The following is a 24192-nucleotide window of genomic DNA, read 5'->3' as shown; positions in this document are numbered from 1 at the left end:
CCAACCGCCGATCCCAACTTCCCAACCCAACCACACTCACATGTCGTACTTGGTCAGTTCCAGGCCGAGGGCCTTGTACTGCTTCCAGCGTTCGCGCAGCGGTTCGCGGGCGGCGGGGTCGGCGGGGACGACTTCCAGCACGCGGTCGCAGGCGCCCAGGTAAGGGTCGTCGCGCAGGTTGATCACCAGCGGACGCGAGGGGGCGGCGAACTCGGGCGCGGCGATCAGCACCGGGGTCAGTTCGTCATCCTCATCGGTGCCGGCGATCTGGTGCGGGACGTAGGCCTCGTCGTCGAACGCCCACAGCAAATCGTCCAATGCTTCCGCCTGCGCGGCGTCGCGCGCCAGGATCAACGTGGACAGATTGGCGTCGTTGGCCTTGCGCGCCAGCTCGCAGACCAGCCGCAGCGGTTCGTCGAGAAAGCGCGGTTTGGCGATCAGGTAGAAATCGGCACGGGGCATCAGGGCAGAAAATCGGGAGAGGGGAATCGGGAATGGTCACAGCATCGCTGTGACCTCGAAGGTCGCGGCGATGCCTGAGAGAAGAGGGCTTTCACGATTCCCTATTCCCGATGCTCAATTCCCACCTGCGGCGCGGTCCAGCAACCACTGCGTCAGCAAGCCCACCGGGCGCCCGGTCGCCATGCCGCGCTTGCCTTCGTCGCTGGCCACGCCGGCGATGTCCAGATGCGCCCAGCGCTGTTTTTCGGTGAAGCGCGATAGGAAGCAGCCGGCAGTGATCGCACCGCCCCAGCGGCCGCCGATGTTGTAGACGTCGGCGAAAGTGGAGTCCAGCAGGCCCTGGTACTCGTCCCACAGCGGCAGGCGCCAGGCGCGGTCGAACACGTGCTCGCCAGCAGCCAGCAGCTCGTTGGCCAGGTCGTCGTGCTTGCTCATCAGGCCGGCGGTCTGGTGGCCGAGTGCCACCATGCAGGCGCCGGTGAGCGTGGCCACGTCCACCAGTGCTTCAGGGTTGAAGCGTTCAGCGTAGGTCAGCGCATCGCACAGGATCAGGCGACCTTCGGCGTCGGTATTGCCGACCTCGATGGTCTTGCCGGACATGCTGGTGATCACGTCCGACGGGCGGTAGGCATTGCCGTCGATGGCGTTTTCCACCGCCGGCACCACCACCACCAGATTGATCGGCAGCTCGGCCTTGACCGTGGCCACGAAGGTGCCGATGACGTTGGCGCCGCCGCACATGTCGTACTTCATTTCCTCGATGCCACCCTGCGTCTTGAGGTTGACGCCGCCGGTATCGAAGGTAATGCCCTTGCCGACCAACACGTACGGGCGGGCGTCACCGCCGCCGTTCCACTTCAGCACGATCAGGCGCGGGCGGTTGGCCGAGCCACGCGCCACCGACAGTAGCGAGCCCATGCCCAGTGCGTCCATTTGCGCCTCGTCCAGAATCTGCGCTTCGGCGCCGGGGAATTTGCCGGCGAACGCGGCGGCAGTCTCTGCCAGGTAGGCCGGGGTACAGTAGTTCGGCGGCAGGTTGCCCAGCTCGCGGGCGAACTCCACGCCCTCGGCGGTGGCCACGCCAACGGCCAATGCGCGCGCGTCGGCGCCGGCGATCGCCAGGGTGGTCAGGCCGGTCTCATCGACCTTTTTCTTACCTACCGTGGCGGTGTAACGGTAGGCGGCGTGGTCGCTGACGATCACAGCCTGGCGGATGTTCCAGGCGGTATCGCGGGCCTTGACGGGGAGTTCGGTCAGGGTGAGCAGGGCAGTGCCGACCGCGCCGGTCTTCAGTGCGCCGGTCGCATCGCCGATCGCCTTGAGGTAGGGCGCCACGCCAAATTTGCCGGCTTCGCCCAGGCCGACCACCAGCACGCGCGGTGCGGCCACGCCGGGCAAGTCGTGCAGCAGGGTGGTGCTGCCGGTCTTGCCGGCCACATCGCCGCGTGCCACCAATGCCGTCAAACGGCCCTGGCTGGCGCGGTCCAGCGCCTGGGCAGCAGGCGAAAGAGTCTTGTCGGCGAACACGCCAACTACGATGCAGTCGACGTGGGTGCTTGCCGGCGCGTCTTGGTTCAGGATGAATTGCAGGGCCATTGATCAGATTCCGTAGGCAAATCCGTACAATCGCGGGCTGTTTACGCCAACCGGACTAGGCTGGCGACGCCGCGAACGAATCCGAGAGTTTAAGACAAGCCCACCTCATGCCGAAGCTCGATCGATACCTGCTTAGCGATTTCACCCAGAGCTTCCTGGCCACCTTGATCGTGCTGCTGGTCGTCAGCGTCGGCGGTGTGTTGGTGGATATCCTCGGCAACATCGCCGATGGCCGCATCCCGGCGCGCTTGCTGCTGTCTCAGGTTGGCCTGCAGTTTGTGGCCTATTTGCCCATCATCCTGCCGCTGGCGCTGATGCTTGGCCTGCTGCTGGCACTGGCGCGCCTGTACCGCGATTCGGAAATGGCCGTCATAACCGCCATCGGCGTTGGCCCACGGCGCATGTTGCGGCCAATGTTGATGCTGGTGGTGCCAGTTGTGGTGGTGATCGGGCTGTGCTCGCTGTGGCTGGGTCCCTGGGCCAACCGTACCGCCGAGACGATGCTGGAAGACGCCAACCGCAGCGTGCTCATGGCCGGCCTGGAGTCGGGCAAGTTCACGCCGCTGTCCGGAGGCGGGGTGGTCTACCTGGCGACGATTTCCGCCGACGGCAAGGGCCTGGGCAAGGTCTTCATGCAGCGCCAGAAGGACGACCGCATCGATGTGGTCACTGCCGATCGCGGCGCGATGTTCTTCGAAGGCAAGACCGACCGTTTCCTGCGCCTGGAGGACGGCTACCGCATCGAAGGCCCGGCTGCCGGCGACACCCTGGACTACCGGCTGATGAAGTTCGCCAGCAACGACGTGGCCTTGCCTGATCGCACCCGGGGACACGACGCCAACGATCCGGAAGTGATGTGGACGACACAGCTGCTCTCCGACGAGCGCCCAGCCGCGCGTGCGCAGCTGCATGAGCGCCTGGCGCCGCCGCTACTGGCGCTGGCGTTCGCACTGCTGACCCTGCCGTTGTCGCGCAGCGCGCCGCGGCAGCAGCGCTACGGCCGGATCATGGTGGCCTTTCTGGCCTACATGGTCGGCACCAATCTGATGATCGTCGGCACACAGTGGATCGCCAACGGCAAGACGTCTGCTGCGCTGGGTCTGTGGTGGCTGACGCTGCCACTGCTGGCGGTGGCGATCTGGGCATATGCGCGCGATGGCCGCGTGCGTCGGCCGAGGGCACGCGCATGAGGCTGATGCCGCGAGTACACGATGTGTACGTCGGCCGCGTGGTGTTGTTCACCGTGCTGCTGACCTGGTCGGTATTGCTGGGCCTGGACCTGGTCAACGCCTTCGCCAGCGAGGCCAAGAACATCGGCCAGGGCAGCTATAGCTTCGGTCATGCGGTGGCTTACGTGGCCTACACCGTGCCGCGCCGGGCATATACCTTGTTCCCCACGGCCGCGGTGATCGGCGCGCTAATGGGCCTGGGCCAGTTGGCAGCGACGTCCGAATTGACCGCCTTGCGCGCGCTGGGCGTGTCGCGCAAGCGCATGTCAGCTTCGGTAGTTGCGGCGATGGCGCTGCTGACCGCCATCATGGTGATCAGTGGCGAGACTGTGGGCCCCTGGGCGCAGAACCAGGCCGATACGCTGAAAACCACCGCCCGCTACAACAGCAATATGGCGGCGTCGCGCTATTCCGGCCTGTGGGCGCGGGAGGGCGACACCTTCCTCAATGCGCTGAGCGGCGAAGAAAAACTGCTCGACGGTGGCGGCACCGCGTTGGATCTGCACGATGTGCGGTTGTATCACCTCGATCCAGGCGGCCGCCTGCAGCAGCTGACCTATGCAGCCGTTGCCGAGCACCGCAGTGGCACCTGGACGCTGCGGAACGTGCGCCGCGATATCTTCCAGGAACGCTCGGTGCAGCGCGAAACCTTCCCTGAGCTGCCGTGGCAATCGAAGCTGAGCCCGGCAGCGCTGGCAGCCGGCCTGGCCAAGCCGCGCAATCTGTCCGCGCACGATCTGGAACAGAGCATCGAATACCGTCGCCGCAATGGGCTGGATGCGCGCGATTACGAGGATCAGTATTGGAGCCGCTGGTTTTATCCGCTCAACGTGCTGGCGTTGTGCATGGCGGCTATCCCGTTTTCGTTCGGGTCGCTGCGCAGCGGCGGGCTGGGTAAGCGCCTGTTCCTTGGCATCCTGTTCGCGCTCGGATTCTGGCTGCTGCAGCTGTTCTTCGGCCGCATGGCCGGCGCGCTCAAGCTCGATTACCGCATCGCCTACGCGCTGCCGCCGATGGTGATGATGGGCGTGTCGGCGTGGTTGTTCCGGCGGCGCAGTAGCTAGAGCGGCTAACAACACTACTGCGCGGCCACCAAGCGGGTGCGGCCGGTGCCCGCAACCGACATGTACCGTGACTCGTACAACTCCGGGTCCTCCGCGCCGTCCGCAGCCACCCGACGCGCGCGCGCTACGTTTTGTTAGCGGCTTTTACTCGCGATCCGGGTTGCAGATGCAGCTTGTGGCGATAGTTATCGCCTCGCGTGATTGCCGTTTAGGTCTTCGGTTTGGGAATTCTCCGCAACTGCGTCCCACTGGCTCGGTCGTGCCACGCCAGTCCATCGCGATCCACCCAGGCCCACCAGAACCCTGCGCCTGCCAAGGCCAGCGACAAAGTGCCGACCGCATAGCGTATCCACAGCGTGCGCCATGAAGCTTGCGCGCCGATCAACGACAGCCGCCACGGGCGCATGCCCAGGGTCTGGCCGCCGTGGCGCCAGCTCACGGTGGCGTACACGCCGGCGGCGATCCAGCAGCACAGCCACAGCACCCATTGCCAGCCGCTGAAAGGGGTGATGTTCTGGCGTGCCGGGTGCCCGGCAAGCGTGAAGGCCAGCGTGAAGGCGGCGGAAATCAACATCGATAGCGCCAGCACCGGCCAAGCGTCGTAGCACATGGCCAGCAGCCGCCAGCCCACCAGGGCAGGAGCGCGTACAACGCAAGGGGAGGGGGGCGAGGTCATGTCGCGAGCATAGCGGGCGCGAACGATCGAGCAACGCCGCGCTGCGGCAGCGGCCAGTCGCACCTGGGGTGGCTAACCTAGAAGTACGAGCGGCTATCAAACGCCTGCGCTGGCCGCCAGACGGTATGGCCAGGGCTCGTGCGGCATGCGTCTATTTCGGCAATGGCGATTCAGTCTTCCGATCATCGACTGACCGCAGAGACGACAAGTGATGGTCTCGTCATCACGTTCCGTGCGCGAGGTTCGCCTCTGTATCTGTATGACCGTTCGTTACGCTTGTCAGCCACTCAAGGTAGAACGGTTGGCTGGGTATTGAGGCAAGCCGCATGGCTGGCAAGCAACGCATTCGATCCAAAGTAGGCGCCACGTTCTATGCTGTTGCGATGTCTGCCAGCAGTCCCGCCGAACGCCGCCAACTTGTCCAACAACTGCCACCGGTGCAGGCAGCCGATGCCGCCACCATCGAGCGCTTTCTCGACCGTTTCTGGGCCGAGCAAGGCGTGGCGCGGCAGACCCTGGACAGTTATCGGCGCGACCTGGAAGGGCTGGCGCGCTGGCGCGACGGTGCCGGCGGCGGGTTGCTCGGCCTTGATCGTGCGACACTGTTCGATTATCTGCGCTGGCGCTCGCAGGCCCATTACTCTCCGCGCAGCACTGCCCGGCTGCTGTCGACCTTGCGCGCGTTCTACAGACTGTGTCTGCGCGATGGGGTACGCAGCGACGATCCGACCGCGTTGATCGATCCGCCCCACTTGCCGCGTTCGCTACCCAAGGCGCTGACCGAAAGCCAGATCGAGGCGCTGTTGGCGGCGCCCGACATCGACACCCCGCTGGGTCTGCGCGACCGCGCCATGCTGGAGTTGATGTATGCCGCCGGCTTGCGCGTCAGCGAACTGGTCAATCTGCCGGCGGTGGGGGTCAACCTGCGTCAAGGCGTGCTGCGAGTGACCGGCAAGGGCAGCAAGGATCGGCTGGTGCCGCTAGGCGAGGAATCCCAGCATTGGCTGGAGCGTTATTTACGCGATGCGCGCGCACTGCTGGCCGAGCACAAGCCGGTGGCGCCGGTAGACGGGCAGGTGCCGCTGTTCATCGATGCCACGCGTCGGCCGCTCAGCCGTCAGCGGTTCTGGGCATTGGTCAAACGCTACGCAGCCGTGGCCGGCATCGACCCGGCCACCGTCAGCCCGCACGGGCTGCGCCACAGCTTCGCCACCCATCTGCTCAACCACGGCGCCGACCTGCGCGCGCTGCAGATGCTGCTCGGTCACAGTTCGCTGTCGACCACCCAGATCTACACGCTGGTGGCGCGGCAACACCTGCAGAAGCTGCACGCCACGCATCATCCGCGAGGGTAACGGCGGGTGATCCTTGCGACATTCTGCTTGCCCAGCCACGACTGCGCCGCCGGGCGCAACGAATCCAGCCTCTGACACCCGAACGAACTGTCACGGCCGCTGCCTGGCTTCATCCGCGCTGTGCGAGAATCCGTGCACCCCATTCCATCCGGATGCGTGAATGTATCGTCTTGCCATCGCCGCGCTGCTGGGCGCGATCAGCCTTACCGCCTGCGCGCAATCGTCGCAACCTGCGGCAAGCAATGCCGGCGCCGCGTCAGCCGCCGCGCCTGCCACAGTCACCGGCAGCGTGGATCAGCGCGTGAGCACGGCGCTCAAGGCGCTGGACCCGGACTCCAAGCCCGATTACATCGGCGCCGCACCGTTTCCCGGCTTCCGCGAAGTGGTGGTTGGTGGGCAGGTGCTGTACGTCAGCGACAACGGTCGTTACCTGATCCAGGCGCAGCCGTTCGATATCCAGAGCAAGCAGTTCGCTGTCAGTCCCGGCCTTCTGGCCTATCGGCGCAAGCAGCTGGAGACTGTTCCCAAGGCCGACCGCATCGTGTTCGCGCCGGTAAATCCCAAGTACACCGTGACGGTGTTCACCGATGTGGAGTGCGGCTATTGCCGCAAGCTGCATAGCGAGATCGGCGAACTCAACAAGCAGGGGATTGCGGTGGAATATCTGGCGTTTCCGCGCATGGGCCTGGGCAGCCAGGACCACAAGGAGATGATTGCGGTGTGGTGTGCTGCAGACCGTAAGCAAGCGCTGACGGCTGCCAAGTCCGGGCAGCCGGTGAATTCCAGGGACTGTAAGAATCCGGTGTCGATGGAGTACACCTTGGGCCAGCGTTTGGGCGTCAACGGCACCCCAGCGATCTTTGCACCGGACGGCACCCAGCTTGGTGGCTACCTGCCGCCGGCGCAGCTGCGTGAGGCGTTGGAAAAGCGCGCGCTGACCACGGCGGGCGGCAGCCGCTGATCCACGAAAAAGCGGTTGTGTAATGCCGCTTTAGCGCTGGCCGCTTCGACGGTCGGTGTAATTGCTCAGAAGGCCGGGATGCGCATGCATTCCGGCCTTTTGCATGTATCGCAGGGCAGGCGGGTGGCATCGATTGTCCGGGTGACTGCACGGCTGCGTATCGGCTGTGACTAACGCTGCGTACCCTGCCATTGCCCTGGCATCTGAGCCGATGGCAGTTTTCGAGCGACGACCGATAAGCACTCGGCGGCATTGCTGCTGGCATCGCCACTGCCATGTCGAAGCGGATCTAGGCAGGGCTGTGGCGGATGATCACCCAGCCGATTGCCAGCCGACGCACGCGCGGCCGGCGCTGACCCCACCGGCTCCGTTACAATCTTCAGCCCCGTTTCTGACACGGTTCCCCGGACATGATGGTCCTCGAGGGCGCTTCCGCCCTTTCGCCGTTCCGCCGCGCTCGGCTCGAAACCCGCCTGCAAACCCTAGTCCCCGCGCTGCACATCACCGGCGCCTGGCACGTGTACTTCATCCGCGCCGAGGCCGGGCAATCGCCCGATCAGGCCACCTTGCAGCGGATCCTGCAGGCCGAAGCCGCCCCTGCGCCGCGCGATGATGACGCTTCCTCGCGCTACGTGGTGCCGCGTCTGGGCACGCTGTCGCCATGGTCGAGCAAGGCCACCGAACTGGTGCGCGGGGCCGGGCAGCCGATCCAGCGGGTGGAGCGCGGCACCCGCATCGATCTGGCCGGCTGGCCGGAAGATGCGGCCGAGCAGACCGCCGTGGCCAAGCTGCTGCACGACCCGATGATGCAGTCGCTGCTCGGCTCGGCCGCCGCCGCCGATGCATTGTTCAACGTGCCCGATCGCGGCCATCTGCAATGCGTGCCGCTGGATGCGCTGGAGCAGGCCAACCGCAACCTGGGTCTGGCCCTGGCGCAGGACGAGATCGACTACCTGCGCGAACGTTTCGCCGAATTGGGCCGCGACCCGGTCGACGTCGAGCTGATGATGTTTGCCCAGGCCAACTCCGAGCACTGCCGGCACAAGATCTTCAACGCCAGCTGGACCATCGACGGCAAGCCGCAAGAGCGCTCGCTGTTTCGCATGATCAAGCACACCCATCAGCAGACTCCGCAGCACACCTTGTCGGCTTACAGCGACAACGCGGCGGTGGTGGAAGGTGTGCCGGCTGCGCGCTATCGCCCGGATCCGGTCACCGGCGAATACCGCAGCGAGACGGTGGTGCCGTCGGCGTTTGCGATCAAGGTGGAAACCCACAATCACCCGACCGCGATCGCGCCGTTTCCGGGCGCAGCGACCGGTGCAGGTGGTGAGATTCGCGATGAAGGCGCCACCGGCCGTGGCGGCAAGCCCAAGGCCGGCTTGACCGGTTTTTCGGTCTCGCACCTGCGTATTCCGACCCTGCCGCAGCCGTGGGAAGCGCCGCGCACGCTGAACCCGCGCATGGCTCCGGCGCTGGACATCATGCTTGAGGGCCCGCTCGGCGGCGCCGCGTTCAACAACGAATTCGGCCGCCCGAATCTGCTCGGTTATTTCCGCAGTTTCGAACTGGCTGAAGGCCCGGGCCTGAGCCGTGCCTACGACAAGCCGATCATGCTGGCCGGTGGCCTCGGCGCGATCGATCGCAATCAGGTCCAAAAGCTGCGCCTGCAGCCGGGCGATGCGGTGATCGTGCTCGGCGGCCCGGCGATGCTGATCGGCCTGGGCGGCGGTGCGGCCAGCTCGGTAGCCGCCGGCGACAGCGCCGAGGCACTGGATTTCGCCAGCGTGCAGCGCGAAAACCCGGAGATGGAGCGCCGCTGCCAGGAGGTCATCGACCGCTGCGTTGCGCTGGGTACCGACAACCCGATCCGCTGGTTCCACGACGTGGGCGCGGGCGGTTTGTCCAACGCCATCCCAGAGCTGCTGCACGACTCCGGCGTGGGCGGCATCATCGACCTGGGCCGCGTGCTTACCGACGACCCCTCGCTGTCGCCGCTGGAACTGTGGTGCAACGAATCGCAGGAGCGATACGTGCTTGGCGTGCCGCAAGCGCGCCTGCAAGAATTCGCTGCCATCTGCGCCCGCGAACGCTGTCCGTTTGCCGAAGTCGGCGTGGCCACTGCGGAGGAACGGCTGGTTGTCGGGTATGGCGTGTTTGGTGACGGGATTGGGGATGGCCAGCCGCAGCCTGGCCATCCCCAATCCCCGCTCTCAATCAATCTGCCCATGGACGTGCTGTTCGGCAAAGCGCCGAAGATGCATCGCGATGCGATGCATCCGCTGGCGCCGCGTTGGCCGGTGCTGCAGACCGCGACGCTGGATCTGCAACAGGCCGGTCTGCGCGTGCTGGCGCATCCGACTGTGGCGTCCAAGAGCTTTTTGGTGACCATCGGCGATCGCAGCGTTGGCGGGTTGACAGCGCGCGAGCAGATGATCGGGCCGTGGCAGCTGCCGCTTGCCGATTGCGCGATCACCATGGCCGGGTTCGATACCTTCGCTGGCGAAGCGATGTCGATCGGCGAACGTACCCCGCTGGCGCTGTTGAACGCTGCCGCATCGGCACGCATGGCGGTGGGCGAGGCGATCACCAACCTGTGCGCCGCACCGGTGCAGACGCTGGACAGCATCAAGCTGTCGGCAAACTGGATGGCCGCCGCCGGCCATGCCGGCGAAGACGCTTTGTTGTACGACGCAGTGCGCGCGATCGGTATGGAATTGTGCCCGGCATTGGAGCTGAGCATACCGGTAGGCAAAGACTCGCTATCGATGCAGGCGCAGTGGGTTGAAACCGGGATTGCTAATTCAAAAGTCGGGATTGGCGAAACGCCAGAGCCCTCAGCTTCTGCGAATCCCGAATCCAGGCTCTCCAATCCCGTCACGCACAAAAGCGTTTCGCCGGTGTCGCTGATCATCAGTGCGTTCGCGCCTGTGGGCGATGTGCGCACTCAGCTGACGCCGTTGCTGCGCAACGACGAAGAGAGCGAGCTGTGGTTGATCGGGCTGGGTGGCGGCAAACAGCGGTTGGGCGGGTCGGTGCTGGCGCAGGTATATGCCGACGATGCGGCGCTGCCTGCGTTCGGTGGTGAGGTGCCGGATCTGGACGATGCGCAGCGGCTGCGTAGTTTCTTCGAGCTGATTGGCGATGCGCGTGGGAGCGGGCTGTTGCTGGCGTATCACGATCGCAGCGATGGCGGTGCGTTTGCAGCGTTGTGCGAAATGGCGTTCGCCTCGCGTCAGGGACTGGATATCACGCTCGATGCATGGGGCGACGATGCTTTCCGCAGCCTGTTCAACGAAGAGCTTGGTGCGGTGGTGCAGGTCGCCAGCGAAGATCGCGCCGCGTTTGCCGATCTGGTCGAGCGTCACGCGCTGACCGAATGCGCGCAGCGCATTGCTCGCCCAATCGGCACGCCGCGCATTCGCGTGAGCGGGCAGGGGCGTGTACTGGCCGAATGGCGTTGGGAAGAATTGTTCGATGCCTGGTGGTCGGTAACGCACGCCATGCAAAAGTTGCGCGACAACCCGGAAACCGCTGACGAAGAGCGCGCGCTGGCGCGTCATTTTCAGGCGCCGGGATTGCGTCCGAAGCTGGTATTCGACCCGTCCGAGGACGTGGCAGCGCCGTTTGTGGCGACCGGTGCACGGCCCAAGGTGGCGATCCTGCGCGAGCAGGGGGTCAACGGGCAGATCGAGATGGCCTACAACTTCGAACGCGCCGGTTTCCGCGCCTACGACGTGCACATGAGCGACCTGATCGAAGGTCGCGTGGATCTGGCGCAGTTCGCAGGCGTCGCTGCCTGCGGCGGTTTCAGCTACGGCGACGTGCTGGGTGCCGGCCGTGGTTGGGCAACTTCGATCCTGGAGCGTTCGGCCTTGCGCGATGCATTCGCCGCGTTCTTCGCACGCAGCGATACGTTTGCGCTGGGCGTGTGCAACGGCTGCCAGATGCTCAGCCAGCTCAAGGAGATTATCCCCGGTGCCGAGCACTGGCCGCGCTTCCTGCGCAATCGCAGCGAACAGTTCGAAGCGCGCACTGCGTTGCTGGAAGTGGTGGAGTCGCCGTCGATCTTCCTGCGCGGCATGGCCGGTTCGCGGATTCCGGTGGCGGTGGCGCATGGCGAAGGTCGCGCCGAGTTCGACACCGCCGTGGATCAGGCTGCTGCACGCGTGGCGTTGCGCTTCATCGATGGCGATGGCGCAGTGGCATCGCAGTACCCGCTCAATCCGAACGGCTCGCCGGACGGTATTACCGGCCTGACCAGCAGCGACGGTCGCGCCACCATTTTGATGCCGCATCCCGAGCGTACCCCGCGCAGCGCAAATCTGAGCTGGTATCCGGCTGGTTGGGGCGATGACTCGCCATGGCTGCGGATATTCCGCAATGCGCGGGTATGGTGCGGTTAATGGTAGCTCGTCGCACGCGGTGAGGCAGGCGCGCGGCGATCGACTGCACCGTTGCAAGGCAGTGCAGTCGGTGCTTGGAATTGTTCTATGCAAGCCTGCCGGTTTGCAGAACACTCGTGTCTGCTGACCTCGCTCCGTGGTTCAACGGCAACAACACCGCCATCAGTGCGGATGCGCAGACCAATGGGGTCGATGCGGTGGCAATCGGCTATGGCGCGCGGGTAGTCGGCTTTGTCGACGACGCCTGGAATCGTGCGGCTTCCGGCGCGGTTGCCTAGGGTGCGCACTCCTACGCGTACCGCTTCGTTTTTGCATCTGATCTTGAAGAGGACGTCATCGTGATTCAGCCCCATCGTTCCCGGACACTCGCTCTTGCGTGCGGTGCCGTACTTTCGCTCGGCTGCGGTAGTGCCATTGCGGCCACGTTCGATTCCACCGTCACCAACGCGCAACGTCAGCAGGCCATGCGCGATGCGCCGGTCGACGGCATCATCGTCAAATATCGCAGTGGCAGGGTCACTGCACGCAGCGTTGGCAGTGCCTCTGCGGCCACGCTCACCGCAGCTGCCTCGCGCGCTGCAGTGCAGTTGGCACCGGCGGCAGCGCGCAGCGGCGTGCAGGCCGCACCGAAGCATGTGCGCACGCTGGCAGTGGGCGGTTAGTTGCTCAAGCTGCCTGCACAACTCAGTCGCAGCGACGCCGACCGTTTGGTACGCGAACTTGCGGCAGATCCTGCGGTGGAATATGCACAGATCGATGCACGCGCCTATCCGTTGCAGAGCAGCGGCGGTAGCTTGCCCAACGATCCGCTGCTGGCAACTAATCAATGGCATCTCACCGATCCGGTCGGCGGCATCGATGCGCCTGCAGCCTGGGCCACCGCGCAAGGCGAGGGTGTGGTGGTTGCTGTGATTGATACCGGCATCTTGCCGGCGCATCCGGATCTGGGCGGCAATCTGCTGCAGGGCTACGACTTCATCAGCAGCGCGAGCAGATCGCGACGTCCTACCGATGCGCGCGTGCCCGGCGCGCTGGATCGCGGCGATTGGGAAGCCAAAGACGGCGAATGCGGCATTTTTTCGGGCGCCCATGACAGTACCTGGCACGGCACGCACGTGGCCGGCACGATTGCAGAAGCCACCGGCAACGGCAGTGGCGGTGCCGGTGTGGCCTGCAAAGCCAAGGTGCTGCCGGTGCGCGTCCTCGGCCATTGCGGAGGTTCTTTATCGGATATCAGCGATGCCATCGTGTGGGCGTCCGGCGGGCATGTGGACGGGGTGCCGGACAATCGCGATCCGGCCGAAATCATCAACATGAGCCTGGGCAGTTCCGGGCCTTGCGATGCGGTGACGCAGGCAGCGATCAACGGCGCGGTGTCGCGTGGCTCGACCGTGGTGGCGGCGGCCGGTAACGATGGCTCCGACGTGTCCAGTGAGATGCCGGCCAACTGCACCAATGTGGTCTCGGTGGCGGCCACTCGCCTGACTGGCGGGCTGTCGTATTACAGCAATTTCGGTGCGTTGATCGATCTGGCCGCACCCGGCGGCGGCGCGCGCGATATGAAAACCAGGACCTTGTACGACGGCCCGATCGGCAGCTGGATCTGGCAGATCGGCTACACCGGAAAAACCACGCCGACCTCCGGTAAGTTCACTTACATCGGGCCTGGATTTGCCGGAACCTCGATGGCGGCGCCGCACGTGGCGGGCACTGCTGCACTGGTGCAAAGCGCCTTGATCGCCGATGGCAAGTCGCCGCTGACGCCAACGGCGCTAGAGCGCCTGCTCAAGCGCAGCGCACGGGCGTTTCCGGTGCAACTGCCGTTGAGCACCCCGGCTGGTAGCGGCATCGTGGATGCAGGCGCTGCCGTCAATCGTGCATTGCGTCATTGCAACAGGGGCGATGTGGGGTGCCAGTTGGATGCACAGGCACTACGTAACAGCGTGCCCAAGCGCGGCTTGTCCAACGCGGCTGGCGACACCGGATTTTTCACCTTCGATGCGGCTGCCGGCGCGGTACTGAGCTTCATCAGCTATGGCGGTAGCGGGCAGGCATCGTTGTCTGTGGCGTTGGGGCGAGAGCCGACCGCCACCGACAACGACGGCGTGTCTAGCCGCAGCGGCACCAGCCAAACGGTGCGCTTCACCGCGCCGCGTGCGGGGACCTACATCGTCAAGCTCGATGGTGCGCGATTCGATGGAGTGAGCCTGCTGGCGCGTCAGTGATCCGACACACGACGGCGCACCGAGCGCAGCGTCGCTAATTTCTTGGCGCATTTAGCTGTCACAACCGGTTCGCTACGCGCCGGTCCGGCCCGACGTGTCCGCGCCGCGCGCGTTGGCCTGCCCCCTGACCTATACCAACGCTGTTTCTGCGCAACCAAGCCTGCTGGCGTCCTGCCAGCGATTTTTTTTGTCCGCTGTGGACATGCGTGTTCAGGATTGAAATGCCCTGCAGGACATCATCTAGGTTGCTGTTTTCCAAATAATTATCAAAAAAATAATAAAAGCAAGCGGAACTGTAGCGAAAGTCACGCATCGATTCGCCTTCTGTCAAAAACTTGACGCCTGATTTGACTGCGGTTAACACTTCGCTAAGCTCTCTGGTTGGGTAGCGTTCATTTTTTGACTGCCCAGGGAGCAGCTTTCCGCGCATCACCAGCAGGCCTATGGCGTCAATAACCCCGGGGAATCGTAGTGGCTGGGTAAGGCCTCGCGACGGTGGGGTTCGCCAAAATCCAGTCCAAAACGTCAGGAGTCGTGCGTTGATGAATTGCATTTATCGCAAGGTTTGGAACAAATCGTTGAGCGTGTGGGCCGTGGCATCGCAATTGGCCCGCGGCGACAGCCCGGGTGCAGGGGGCCCGACCATGTCGATCGACCATCGCCGCGGGGGAGGGCTGGCCGCCGCGATCGCCATGGCGCTGGGTAGCGCTGCGACCGCAATCCCTCTTTGCGCGATGGCGCAATCGGTCGAAGGCAGCGGTGCATCGGCACCGGCCGGCAAGGCCACCGCAATTGGCGCAGACGCCGTTGCCGTCGGCTATAACAGTTTCTTGCGCCAGAGCGGCGAAAACGGCGTAGTGCTCGGTGCCAACGCTGGCGGGACCGGTGCCAACTCGGTGGCCACGCGCGCCAACACCATGTCGGTCGGTGCGGCCGGCGATGAGCGTCAGATCACCAACCTTGCTGCCGGTACCGAAGGCAGCGACGCGGTGAATCTGGACCAGCTCAATGCGGTCGGTGAAACCGCCGAGACCACCGCGCGTCTGTACGCGGGCACCGGCACCGGCACTGCCGATGCTCAGGGTGAGGACGCCACCGCTGCCGGCTCCAACGCCAGCGCAGAGGGCGATTACAGCAGCGCGTTCGGCTCCAGCAGCCAGGCGATCGACACCGGTGCCCTGGCGGTCGGCAGTGGTGCCAGCGCCGCCGCGCAGTTCGCCAGCGCGTCGGGTTACAACGCCGCGGCCAGCGGCTATAGCAGCGTGGCCACCGGTGCCTACAGCCAGGCCAGCGGCGACTTCGCCATCGCCGTGGGTAGTGAGAGCGAAGCGGCTGGTGCGCAGAGCACCGCACTCGGTGCAGCCGCGGTTGCCTACGGCGACGGATCGTTGGCCGCGGGCACGCTGAGCGTTGCCGATGGCAGCGAAACCACTGCGGTGGGTTACTTCGCCAGCGCCAGTGGCAAATCGGCCACTGCGGTCGGCGCGCAGAGCGTTGCCGATGGAACCAGCGCCGCTGCATTCGGCTTCGGCGCTAAAGCCACCAGCAACTACACCACTGCTTTGGGCGACTATTCCAGCGCGACCGGTTTCAACAGCACGGCGCTGGGCAATTTCAGCACCGCCGGCGGCTCCAACACGGTGGCCGTGGGCGGCGATGCGACTGTCACCGGCGACGACAGCATTGCGGCAGGCCAGGGCAGTGTGGCCAGCGGCTACAACAGCGTATCGGTCGGCGGCGCGGTATTCGGTTTATCGTCGACCGAAGCCTCTGGCGACTACTCCACCGCACTTGGCGGTGCGGCAAGGGCATTGGGCCTGAGCAGCACCGCGCTGGGCAATTTCTCCGAAGCCACTGCCCAAGGCAGCGTGGCACTGGGCGCCGACTCGGTGGCCGACCGCGCGTTTGCGGTGTCGGTCGGCAGTGCAGGCAATGAGCGTCAGATCACCAATGTCGCTGCCGGCACGCAAGGCACCGATGCGGTGAATCTGGACCAGCTCAACGCAGTTGCCGAAACCGCGCAATCCACCAGCAAGTATTTTCAGGCAAGCGGCAGCGCCGACAGCGCCGCCGGCGCCTACGTGGAAGGCGACAACGCCTTGGCTGCAGGCGAGGGCGCCAATGCAACCGGCACTGGTACCACTGCGTTGGGTGCAGGCGCGCAAGCGGTGGTCGATAGCGCAACTGCGGTGGGCGTCAACGCCCTGGCCAGCGGCATCGGCGCGGCAACTGTGGGCAGCAACGCCCAGGCGCTGGGCGAAAGCAGCACCGCGCTCGGCAGCGAAGCGGTAGCCTCCGACAACCTGGCAACCGCTGCGGGTTTCCGCAGTGACGCGTCCAATGTCGGCAGTGCCGCTTTCGGTGGTTACAGCGAATCTAGCGGCCAGTTGGCGTCGGCACTGGGCTACGGTGCAGTCGCATCGAGCGACTACAGCACCGCAGTTGGTGCCGCATCGCTGGCCTCCGGTGCCAATGCCGTGGCAGTAGGTGAACTCAGCGAAGCCACTGGCGAAGAAAGCGTCGCCGTCGGCGGCAGCACGTTTTTCGGGTTCATCCCGGCGCGTGCGTCCGGCACTGGTGCGGCCGCATTCGGTGCCGGTGCCCGGGCCACGGCCGACTACACTACTGCCATCGGCTGGAATTCGTATGCCGACGGCGTCAATGCCACGGCATTGGGCCAGAGTGCGGGGGCACTGACCGACAACGCGCTGGCACTGGGCGGCGGCAGCCGCGCCAATGCGGTCGGCGCCAGTGTGGTGGGTGTGGATGCGTCGGCCACCGGCATCAACAGCACTGGTGTTGGTCGGCAGGTCAACGTCATTGGCGAAAACGCGGTCTCGGTGGGCTACCAGTCGTTTGTGCGCCAAAGCGCGGTCAACGGTGTAGCACTCGGTGCCAATGCCGGCGCCAGCGGTGCCGATTCGGTGGCCTTGGGCTCGGGTTCGCGCACCTACGAAGCCGACACGGTGTCGATCGGCAGCGGCAATGGCCGCGGTGGCCCGGCCACGCGTCGCATCGTCAATGTGGGCGCCGGTGCGATTGCCGATGCCAGCAGCGATGCGATCACTGGCGGCCAGTTGTTCCAGTCGCTGAGCAACGCGGCCAGCTTCCTCGGCGGTGGTGCGGCGATCGGTGCGCAAGGCGTGTTCGTGGCACCGACCTACGTGATCCAGGGCGCCAGCTACAACAACGTGGGTGCAGCATTGACCGCGCTGGACAGCAAGTTCACCGAGCTGGATGCGGCGGCGGGTGGCGGCACCGCAACCGCTAGCAGGGCATCGGTGCCTGCGGTGGCCGCTGCGGCAGTGACCGAGTCCGTCGCTGACGACACCGCCGATGCAACGGCAAGCGTGCAAGGCACGCCGACCGCAGCGGTGGTCGGCACCACTGCAGCTGCAGCATCGACGGCGGTTGGCACTGCCGCACTGGCCAACGACGTCACCGGCACTGCCATTGGCGGCAGCGCCTATGCGCACGGTCCTAACGACACTGCGATCGGCAGCAATGCACGCGTCAACGCCGATGGCAGCACCGCAGTTGGGGCCAACACGCAGATTGCGGCGGTGGCAACCAATGCAGTGGCGGTGGGCGAAGGGGCGCAGGTCACCGCGGCATCCGGTACGGCCATCGGCCAAGGTGCACGCGCCAGTGCCCAAGGTGCGGTTGCCTTGGGCCAGGGCTCGGTCGCCGATCGTGCCGATACGGTCTCGGTGGGCAGCGTCGGCGGCGAGCGTCAGGTGGCCAATGTGGCGGCCGGTACGCGTGCCACCGATGCGGTCAACAAGGGCCAGTTGGACAACGGCGTTGCCGCTGCCAACAGCTATACCGACAGCCGCTACAGCGCGATGGCCGACAGCTTCGAAACCTACCAGGGCGATATCGAAGACCGCCTGCGTCGGCAGAACCGTCGTCTGGATCGTCAGGGCGCGATGGGCTCGGCGATGTTGAACATGTCCGCCAGCGTGGCCGGTATTGCCTCGCAAAACCGCGTCGGTGCTGGCGTTGGTTTCCAGAACGGCGAGTCGGCGTTGTCGGTGGGCTATCAGCGTGCGATCAACCCGCGCGCCACGGTGACTGTTGGTGGCGCGCTCAGTGGCCAGGACCGCTCGATTGGTGTGGGTGCCGGTTTCGGCTGGTAACGCGCGTTTGCATGAAACGCGGCGGCGCCGATGTGCGCCGTCGCGGTAGAGCAAGGCCTGAGGGTGTGGGCAAGGACTGTGGCTAGGCCGGCCAACGGATCCGCATGAGTGATGGCCGTAGCAGGAGTGGTCGAAAAAACGTAGCGAACCGCTTGGCGGTTGCGTAGCGGTTTCGATAGCTGCTCCAAGCCTGATCCACGAAAAACACGAAGAGGACTTCACCGTGATTGACAAGAATTTCCGTCTCAAGCCGCTGGCCGGTGCCATCCTGATGATGGCCCTCAGTGCTTCGGGCACCCTCGCTGCAGCCCCCGGACTGCTGGTCAAGGAACCGACCCAGGCAGTGCCGGCCAGCGCGGCGTCCAGTAGCCGGTTGATCGTGCGTTATAAGGACAACACCGTTGCCGCGACCGATCGCGCCAGCAAGTTGAGCACCGTGCAGGCTGCAGTCGGCCGGGTCGGTGCGAGCAGCGGCGCGCGCGCCAGCGCAGCCGCCGCCAAGGCGACCTATGTACGCAAGCTTGGTATCGGTTCGGACCTGATCAAGCTGTCCAGCACGCTGACCGCCGCGCAGGTGAACAAGGTGGTGGTCGAGCTTAGGAACGACCCGTCCGTGGCCGACGTGCATATCGACCGCATGCTGCATCCGGTCGATATCGATATAAAGCATCTTGCAGCGACCGATGTGAGCTCGCAGCTGGTTCCCAACGACCCGCTGTATGCGCAGCGCCAGTGGCATCTGAGCAATCCCAACGGCGGCATCAATGCGCCGGCCGCATGGGATCTGTCGCAAGGCGCCGGTGTGGTGGTGGCGGTGCTGGATACCGGCATCCTGCCGGATCACCCTGACTTTGCCGGCAACCTGCTGCAGGGTTACGACTTCATCACCGATGCCGAAGTCTCGCGTCGCCCGACCGATGCCCGCGTCCCTGGCGCGCTCGATTACGGCGACTGGCAAGAAGCCGACAACGTGTGTTACGGCGGCTCGGTGGCGCAGGGAAGCTCCTGGCACGGCACCCATGTCTCGGGCACCATCGCCGAAGCAACCAATAACGGCTTAGGCATGGCAGGCGTCGCACCGAAGGCGACCATCCTGCCGGTGCGCGTGCTCGGCCGTTGCGGCGGCTACACCTCCGACATCGTCGATGCGATCGTGTGGGCTTCCGGCGGTACCGTTGAAGGCGTGCCGGCCAATATCAACCCGGCCGAAGTGATCAACATGAGCCTCGCTGGCGGCGAAGCCTGCGATTCGGCCACCCAGTTGGCGATCAATGATGCGGTCTCGCGCGGCACCACCGTGGTGGTGTCGGCCGGCAACGGCAGCGAAGATGTGGCCAACTATTCGCCGGCCAGCTGCGACAATACGATCACCGTAGGTGCCACGCGCATTACCGGCGGCATTGCCTACTACTCCAACTACGGCAGCAAGGTCGACCTGTCTGGCCCGGGCGGTGGTGGCAGCGTGGACGGCACTCCGGGCGGTTACATCTGGCAGGCCGGCTACACCGGTGCGACCACGCCGACCTCCGGGAAATATGACTATATGGGCTTAGGTGGCACCTCGATGGCGTCCCCGCATGTGGCCGGCGTCGTCGCCCTGGTGCAGAGTGCATCGATCGGTCTGGGCGATGGCCCGCTGACCCCGGCCGCGGTCGACGCATTGCTCAAGCAGACCAGCCGTCACTTCACGGTGACTCCGATGGCCAGCACTCCGGTCGGCAGCGGTATCGTCGATGCTAAGGCTGCGCTGGAAGCGGTGCTGGTTGAGCCATGCGATCCGGCCACCGAGAGCTGCGCGCCGCCCGCCATCGCCTTGACCAACAAGGTGCCGGTGACCGACCTGAGCGGTGCCTATGCCAGCTCCATGCTGTACAGCTTCGAAGCCAAGGCCGGCGCCGTGCTCAGCTTCATGACCTACGGCGGTACCGGCGATGTGTCGGTCTACGTCAGCTTTGGCGCCGAGCCCAGCGCGACCAGTTACGACGCCAAGTCGACCCGCCGGGGCAACAGCGAAACCGTGCGCTTCACTGCTCCCAAGGCAGGGACGTATTACATCAAGTTGATGGGTGTGAAGGACTATACGAAGCTGACGCTCGTTGCACGACAGTAAATAGCCAAATTGTGTGACCGATGCCCCCGCCAATCACCGGGGGCATCGTTTTTGGGGGCGGTACAAATGCGAACGGTTGATCGTCGCGGCAAACTGCTACAGTCAGCGTCGGACCAGTGGAGACGAGTGTGAACGCGGTTGCCGTCGATCCAATTGAGCATCGAAGTGCGGAGACGCGCATCGTCGAAGCGCTGCTTGAACGCCGTCGTCTCAAGGACACCGATCTGCTGCGCGCGCGCCAACTGCAGACCGAATCCGGCATGGGCTTGCTCGCCTTGCTGGGCCGTCTGGGACTGGTCTCCGAACGCGATCACGCAGAGACCTGCGCCGACGTGCTCGGCCTGCCGCTGGTGGACGCGCGTCAACTCGGCGACACCCCACCGGAAATGCTGCCTGAAGTGCAGGGCCTATCGCTCCGGTTTCTCAAACAATTCCATCTGTGTCCGGTCGGCGAACGCGATGGCCGGCTGGAACTGTGGATTGCCGATCCGTACGACGATTACGCCATCGATGCGGTGCGCCTTGCTACCGGATGTCCCTTGTTTCTGCAGGTTGGGCTGCGCTCGGAAATCGACGATCTGATCGAGCGTTGGTACGGTCAGGGCCGCAGTGCAATGGGCACGATCGTGGAAACCGCCGATGGCGATAGCAATAGTAGCGACGATATCGAAGCGCTGCGCGATCTGGCCTCCGAAGCGCCGGTGATTCGCCTGGTGAATCTGGTGATCCAGCACGCAGTGGAATTGCGCGCCTCCGACATTCATATCGAACCGTTCGAAAGCAGGCTCAAGGTGCGTTATCGCGTGGACGGCGTGCTGGTGGAAGGCGAAAGCCCGCCGGCCAAACTCACCGCTGCGGTGATCAGCCGCATCAAGATCATGGCCAAGCTCAACATCGCCGAACGCCGGCTGCCGCAGGACGGCCGCATCATGTTGCGCGTGCAGGGCAAGGAACTGGATCTGCGCGTCAGCACCGTGCCCACCGCCCACGGCGAAAGCGTGGTGATGCGTCTGCTCGACCGCGAAACGGTGGTGTTCGACTTCTACAAACTCGGCTTTACCGAAGATTTTCTGCCGCAGTTCCGCAAGGTGCTCGAGCAACCGCACGGCATCATGCTGGTGACCGGCCCGACCGGTTCGGGCAAGACCACCACGCTGTACACCGCGTTGAGCCAGCTCAATACCTCGGACGTGAAGATCATCACCGTCGAAGACCCGGTGGAATATCAGATCGAGGGCATCAACCAGATTCAGGCCAAGCCGCAGATCGGCCTGGATTTTGCCAACGCGCTGCGCAGCATCGTGCGTCAGGACCCGGACATCATCATGATCGGCGAAATGCGCGATCTGGAAACCGCGCGCATCGCTATCCAGTCTGCGCTCACCGGCCACCTGGTGCTGTCCACGCTGCACACCAACAACGCCGCCGGCGGCATCACCCGTTTGCTGGATATGGGCGTGGAAGACTATCTGCTCACCTCCACCATCAACGGCATTCTGGCGCAGCGGCTGGTGCGCAAACTCGACCTGGACAACGCCGAACGCTACGCCGCCTCGCCTGAGGAAATCGCCAAGTTCAATCTGCGGCGTCTGCAGCCGGATGGCGAAATCTATCTGTATCGTCCGCGTCCCTCGGCAGCCGCACCGACCGGCTATCTGGGCCGTACCACCATCGTCGAATTCCTGGTGATGAACGACGAACTGCGGCGTGCGGTAATGCGCCGCGCCGGCATGGGCGAGATCGAACAACTGGCCCGCAAGGCCGGCATGCGCACCATGTACGAAGACGGCTTGTCCAAAGCGCTGCGTGGCGAAACCACCATCGAAGAAGTCCTGCGCGTCACGGAGGATGCGTGAGCGGTGAGGTGACTGTGTGGTCGGGTAGCACGTGCTCGGGACCGGGGACCGGGAACAGCCAAGGTAGCGGCAGGGTTGCGGCTTCCGCACGTGCCGACCGTAGCGCGGCCAGGTTCCAGTCGTGTAGTAAAACGCTTGTCCAGATTCCCGATTCCCGATTCCGCATTGCCGGCTCAACAACCTGATGCCGCTGTACCGCTACAAAGCGCTCGACGCGCACGGCGAAATGCTCGATGGCCAGATGGAAGCGGCCAGCGATGCGGACGTTGCGCTGCGTCTGCAGGAGCAGGGCCATCTGCCGGTGGAAACGCGTCTGGCTAACGGCGAAAACGACTCGCCTTCGTTGCGCGTGCTGCTGCGCAAGAAGCCGTTCGACAATGCGGCGCTGGTGCAATTCACCCAGCAGCTGGCGACCTTGATCGGCGCCGGACAGCCGCTGGATCGCGCGCTGTCGATCCTGATGGATCTGCCCGACGACGAAAAAAGCCGCCGCGTGATCGGTGATATCCGCGACACCGTGCGCGGCGGTGCGCCGCTGTCGTCGGCACTGGAACGCCAGCACGGGCTGTTTTCCAAGCTGTACATCAACATGGTGCGCGCAGGCGAAGCCGGCGGCAGCATGCAGGACACGCTGCAGCGTTTGGCTGATTATCTGGAACGCAGCCGCGCGCTCAAGGGCAAGGTGATCAACGCGTTGATTTACCCGGCGATCCTGCTGGCGGTGGTGGGGTGTGCGTTGTTGTTCCTGCTCGGCTACGTGGTGCCGCAATTTGCGCAGATGTACGAAAGCCTGGACGTGGCCTTGCCGTGGTTCACCCAGGCGGTGTTGAGCGTGGGCTTGTTGGTGCGCGACTGGTGGGTCGTGCTGGTTGTGGTGCCCGGTGTGCTCGGGCTGTGGCTGGATCGCAAGCGTCGCAACGCCGTGTTTCGTGCGGCGCTGGACGAATGGCTGCTGCGGCAGAAAGTGGTCGGGAGCCTGATCGCACGCCTGGAAACCTCCCGGCTGACACGCACCTTGGGCACGTTGTTGCGCAATGGTGTGCCGCTGCTTGCCGCGATCGGCATCGCACGCAATGTCATGTCCAATCTTGCGTTGGTGGAGGATGTGGCCACCGCCGCCGACGACGTCAAGAACGGGCATGGTCTTGCGATATCGTTGGCGCGCGGCAAGCGGTTTCCACGGCTGGCCTTGCAGATGATTCAGGTGGGTGAAGAGTCCGGCGCGCTGGATACGATGCTGCTCAAGACTGCCGACACCTTCGAGCTGGAAACCGCACAAGCCATCGATCGCGCTTTGGCCGCGCTGGTGCCACTGATTACGTTGGTCCTAGCCTCGGTGGTGGGACTGGTCATCATTTCGGTGCTGGTGCCGCTGTATGACCTCACCAATGCGATCGGCTAAGAGTGCTAACAAAACGACTGCGCTCACCGGCAGGCGGGCGCGGCCGGCGCTCGAAATCGGCACGTACCACTCGTACACTCCAGGTGTTGTGCGCCGTGCGCAGTCACCTACAGGCTGCTCGCGACGTGTTGCCAGCCGTTATATCGGTTGGGCAACGTCTTCACGACACCTTTGCGGTGACTGCGCAACGCACACGCGGGAACCATTGCGATGCCCGCCATGTCATCTTCTGGCAGCAGCATCCTTCATCGACGTACAAGGAAATCGTTCATGATCAAGCGCTCCATCATTCGCAGTCCGTCGCGCGCAGGCCAGGCCGGCATGAGCTTGCTGGAAATCATCATCGTCATCGTGCTGATCGGCGCGGTGCTTACGCTGGTCGGTAGCCGCGTGCTCGGCGGTGCCGATCGCGGCAAGGCCAATCTGGCCAAGTCGCAAATCCAGACCCTGGCCGGCAAGATCGAGAACTTTCAGCTCGACACCGGTAAGTTGCCGATCAAGCTCGATGACCTGGTCACCCAGCCGGGCGGCAGTAGCGGTTGGCTGGGCCCGTACGCCAAGCCGGTCGAACTCAACGATCCGTGGGGCCACACCATCGAATACCGCGTGCCGGGCGATGGGCAGCCGTTCGATCTGATCAGCCTGGGCAAGGATGGTCGTCCCGGTGGCAGCAGCTACGACTCGGACATCAAGTACCAATAAGCCGTCGCC

Annotated in this window: 15 protein-coding genes, 1 other RNA gene and 1 pseudogene; 13 read left to right on the top strand and 4 right to left on the bottom strand. The window is 64.7% G+C overall.

Annotation, left to right across the window (positions count from 1 at the left end):
• Window positions 1–36 precede the first annotated feature (36 nt).
• Window positions 37–462 carry a DNA polymerase III subunit chi gene (locus tag PD885_RS15545; RefSeq protein ID WP_002811997.1) on the bottom strand — a complete coding sequence of 142 codons (426 nt, stop codon included), beginning with the start codon at window positions 460–462 and terminating at the stop codon, window positions 37–39.
• A 114-nt stretch (window positions 463–576) separates the two neighbouring features.
• The gene (locus PD885_RS15540) at window positions 577–2058 is read right to left on the bottom strand and encodes a leucyl aminopeptidase (protein WP_088056974.1); all 1482 of its coding nucleotides are present in this window, start codon (window positions 2056–2058) and stop codon (window positions 577–579) included.
• Window positions 2059–2165: 107 nt separating this feature from the next.
• Between PD885_RS15540 and lptF the strand changes: the two genes are divergently transcribed.
• From lptF to PD885_RS15525, 3 genes are all read left to right on the top strand, one after another.
• Entirely contained in the window at window positions 2166–3248 is a 1083-nt protein-coding gene (gene lptF / locus PD885_RS15535; RefSeq protein WP_088056973.1) for an LPS export ABC transporter permease LptF, read from the top strand.
• Window positions 3245–4351 (top strand): LPS export ABC transporter permease LptG, encoded by a 1107-nt coding sequence (gene lptG, locus PD885_RS15530; RefSeq protein WP_088056972.1) that lies wholly within the window; start codon window positions 3245–3247, stop codon window positions 4349–4351. The genes lptF and lptG overlap by 4 nt, the downstream gene beginning before the upstream one ends.
• Window positions 4352–4411: 60 nt before the next feature.
• Window positions 4412–4491: non-coding RNA, sX9 sRNA (locus PD885_RS15525), on the top strand.
• A 68-nt stretch (window positions 4492–4559) separates the two neighbouring features.
• Here PD885_RS15525 and PD885_RS15520 read toward each other — a convergent pair.
• Window positions 4560–5027 (bottom strand): RDD family protein, encoded by a 468-nt coding sequence (locus PD885_RS15520; RefSeq protein WP_002811988.1) that lies wholly within the window; start codon window positions 5025–5027, stop codon window positions 4560–4562.
• A 383-nt stretch (window positions 5028–5410) separates the two neighbouring features.
• On the opposite strand from PD885_RS15520, the gene xerD reads away from it, so the two are divergent.
• From xerD to PD885_RS15500, 5 genes and pseudogenes are all read left to right on the top strand, one after another.
• Window positions 5411–6382: a site-specific tyrosine recombinase XerD gene (gene xerD / locus PD885_RS15515; protein ID WP_002811987.1), complete on the top strand. Its 972-nt coding sequence runs from the start codon at window positions 5411–5413 to the stop codon at window positions 6380–6382.
• 160 nt (window positions 6383–6542) lie between these two features.
• The gene (locus PD885_RS15510) at window positions 6543–7343 is read left to right on the top strand and encodes a DsbC family protein (protein WP_088056971.1); all 801 of its coding nucleotides are present in this window, start codon (window positions 6543–6545) and stop codon (window positions 7341–7343) included.
• Window positions 7344–7753: 410 nt separating this feature from the next.
• Window positions 7754–11749: a phosphoribosylformylglycinamidine synthase gene (gene purL / locus PD885_RS15505; RefSeq protein ID WP_002811984.1), complete on the top strand. Its 3996-nt coding sequence runs from the start codon at window positions 7754–7756 to the stop codon at window positions 11747–11749.
• A gap of 116 nt (window positions 11750–11865) precedes the next feature.
• Window positions 11866–12027 (top strand): hypothetical protein, encoded by a 162-nt coding sequence (locus PD885_RS21515; protein WP_156775341.1) that lies wholly within the window; start codon window positions 11866–11868, stop codon window positions 12025–12027.
• Window positions 12028–12213: 186 nt separating this feature from the next.
• Window positions 12214–13974, top strand: a pseudogene (locus PD885_RS15500) (S8 family peptidase).
• A gap of 58 nt (window positions 13975–14032) precedes the next feature.
• Here the strand turns inward: PD885_RS15500 and PD885_RS20950 are convergent.
• The gene (locus PD885_RS20950; protein WP_145954045.1) at window positions 14033–14527 is read right to left on the bottom strand and encodes a hypothetical protein; all 495 of its coding nucleotides are present in this window, start codon (window positions 14525–14527) and stop codon (window positions 14033–14035) included.
• A 31-nt stretch (window positions 14528–14558) separates the two neighbouring features.
• Between PD885_RS20950 and PD885_RS15495 the strand changes: the two genes are divergently transcribed.
• The 5 genes from PD885_RS15495 (at window position 14559) to gspG (ending at window position 24183) form a co-directional block, all read left to right on the top strand.
• A complete protein-coding gene (locus tag PD885_RS15495) occupies window positions 14559–18113 on the top strand; it encodes a YadA-like family protein (RefSeq protein ID WP_386270995.1) in 3555 nt (1184 codons plus the stop codon).
• A 223-nt stretch (window positions 18114–18336) separates the two neighbouring features.
• Window positions 18337–20223 (top strand): S8 family serine peptidase, encoded by a 1887-nt coding sequence (locus tag PD885_RS15490; protein ID WP_088056970.1) that lies wholly within the window; start codon window positions 18337–18339, stop codon window positions 20221–20223.
• A 128-nt stretch (window positions 20224–20351) separates the two neighbouring features.
• Complete coding sequence (gene gspE, locus PD885_RS15485) at window positions 20352–22079, top strand: type II secretion system ATPase GspE (protein ID WP_040762916.1); 1728 nt, start codon at window positions 20352–20354, stop codon at window positions 22077–22079.
• Between the two features lie 184 nt (window positions 22080–22263).
• Window positions 22264–23481 carry a type II secretion system protein XpsF gene (gene xpsF, locus PD885_RS15480; RefSeq protein WP_002811978.1) on the top strand — a complete coding sequence of 406 codons (1218 nt, stop codon included), beginning with the start codon at window positions 22264–22266 and terminating at the stop codon, window positions 23479–23481.
• 270 nt (window positions 23482–23751) lie between these two features.
• On the top strand, window positions 23752–24183 hold the full coding sequence (gene gspG, locus PD885_RS15475) for a type II secretion system major pseudopilin GspG (protein ID WP_002811977.1): 432 nt from the start codon (window positions 23752–23754) through the stop codon (window positions 24181–24183).
• The last annotated feature ends 9 nt before the right edge of the window (window positions 24184–24192 follow it).

The organism is Xanthomonas fragariae, assembly GCF_900183975.1.
GTDB classification, from domain to species: domain Bacteria; phylum Pseudomonadota; class Gammaproteobacteria; order Xanthomonadales; family Xanthomonadaceae; genus Xanthomonas; species Xanthomonas fragariae.
This window is presented reverse-complemented; position numbering and strand designations above follow the sequence as displayed.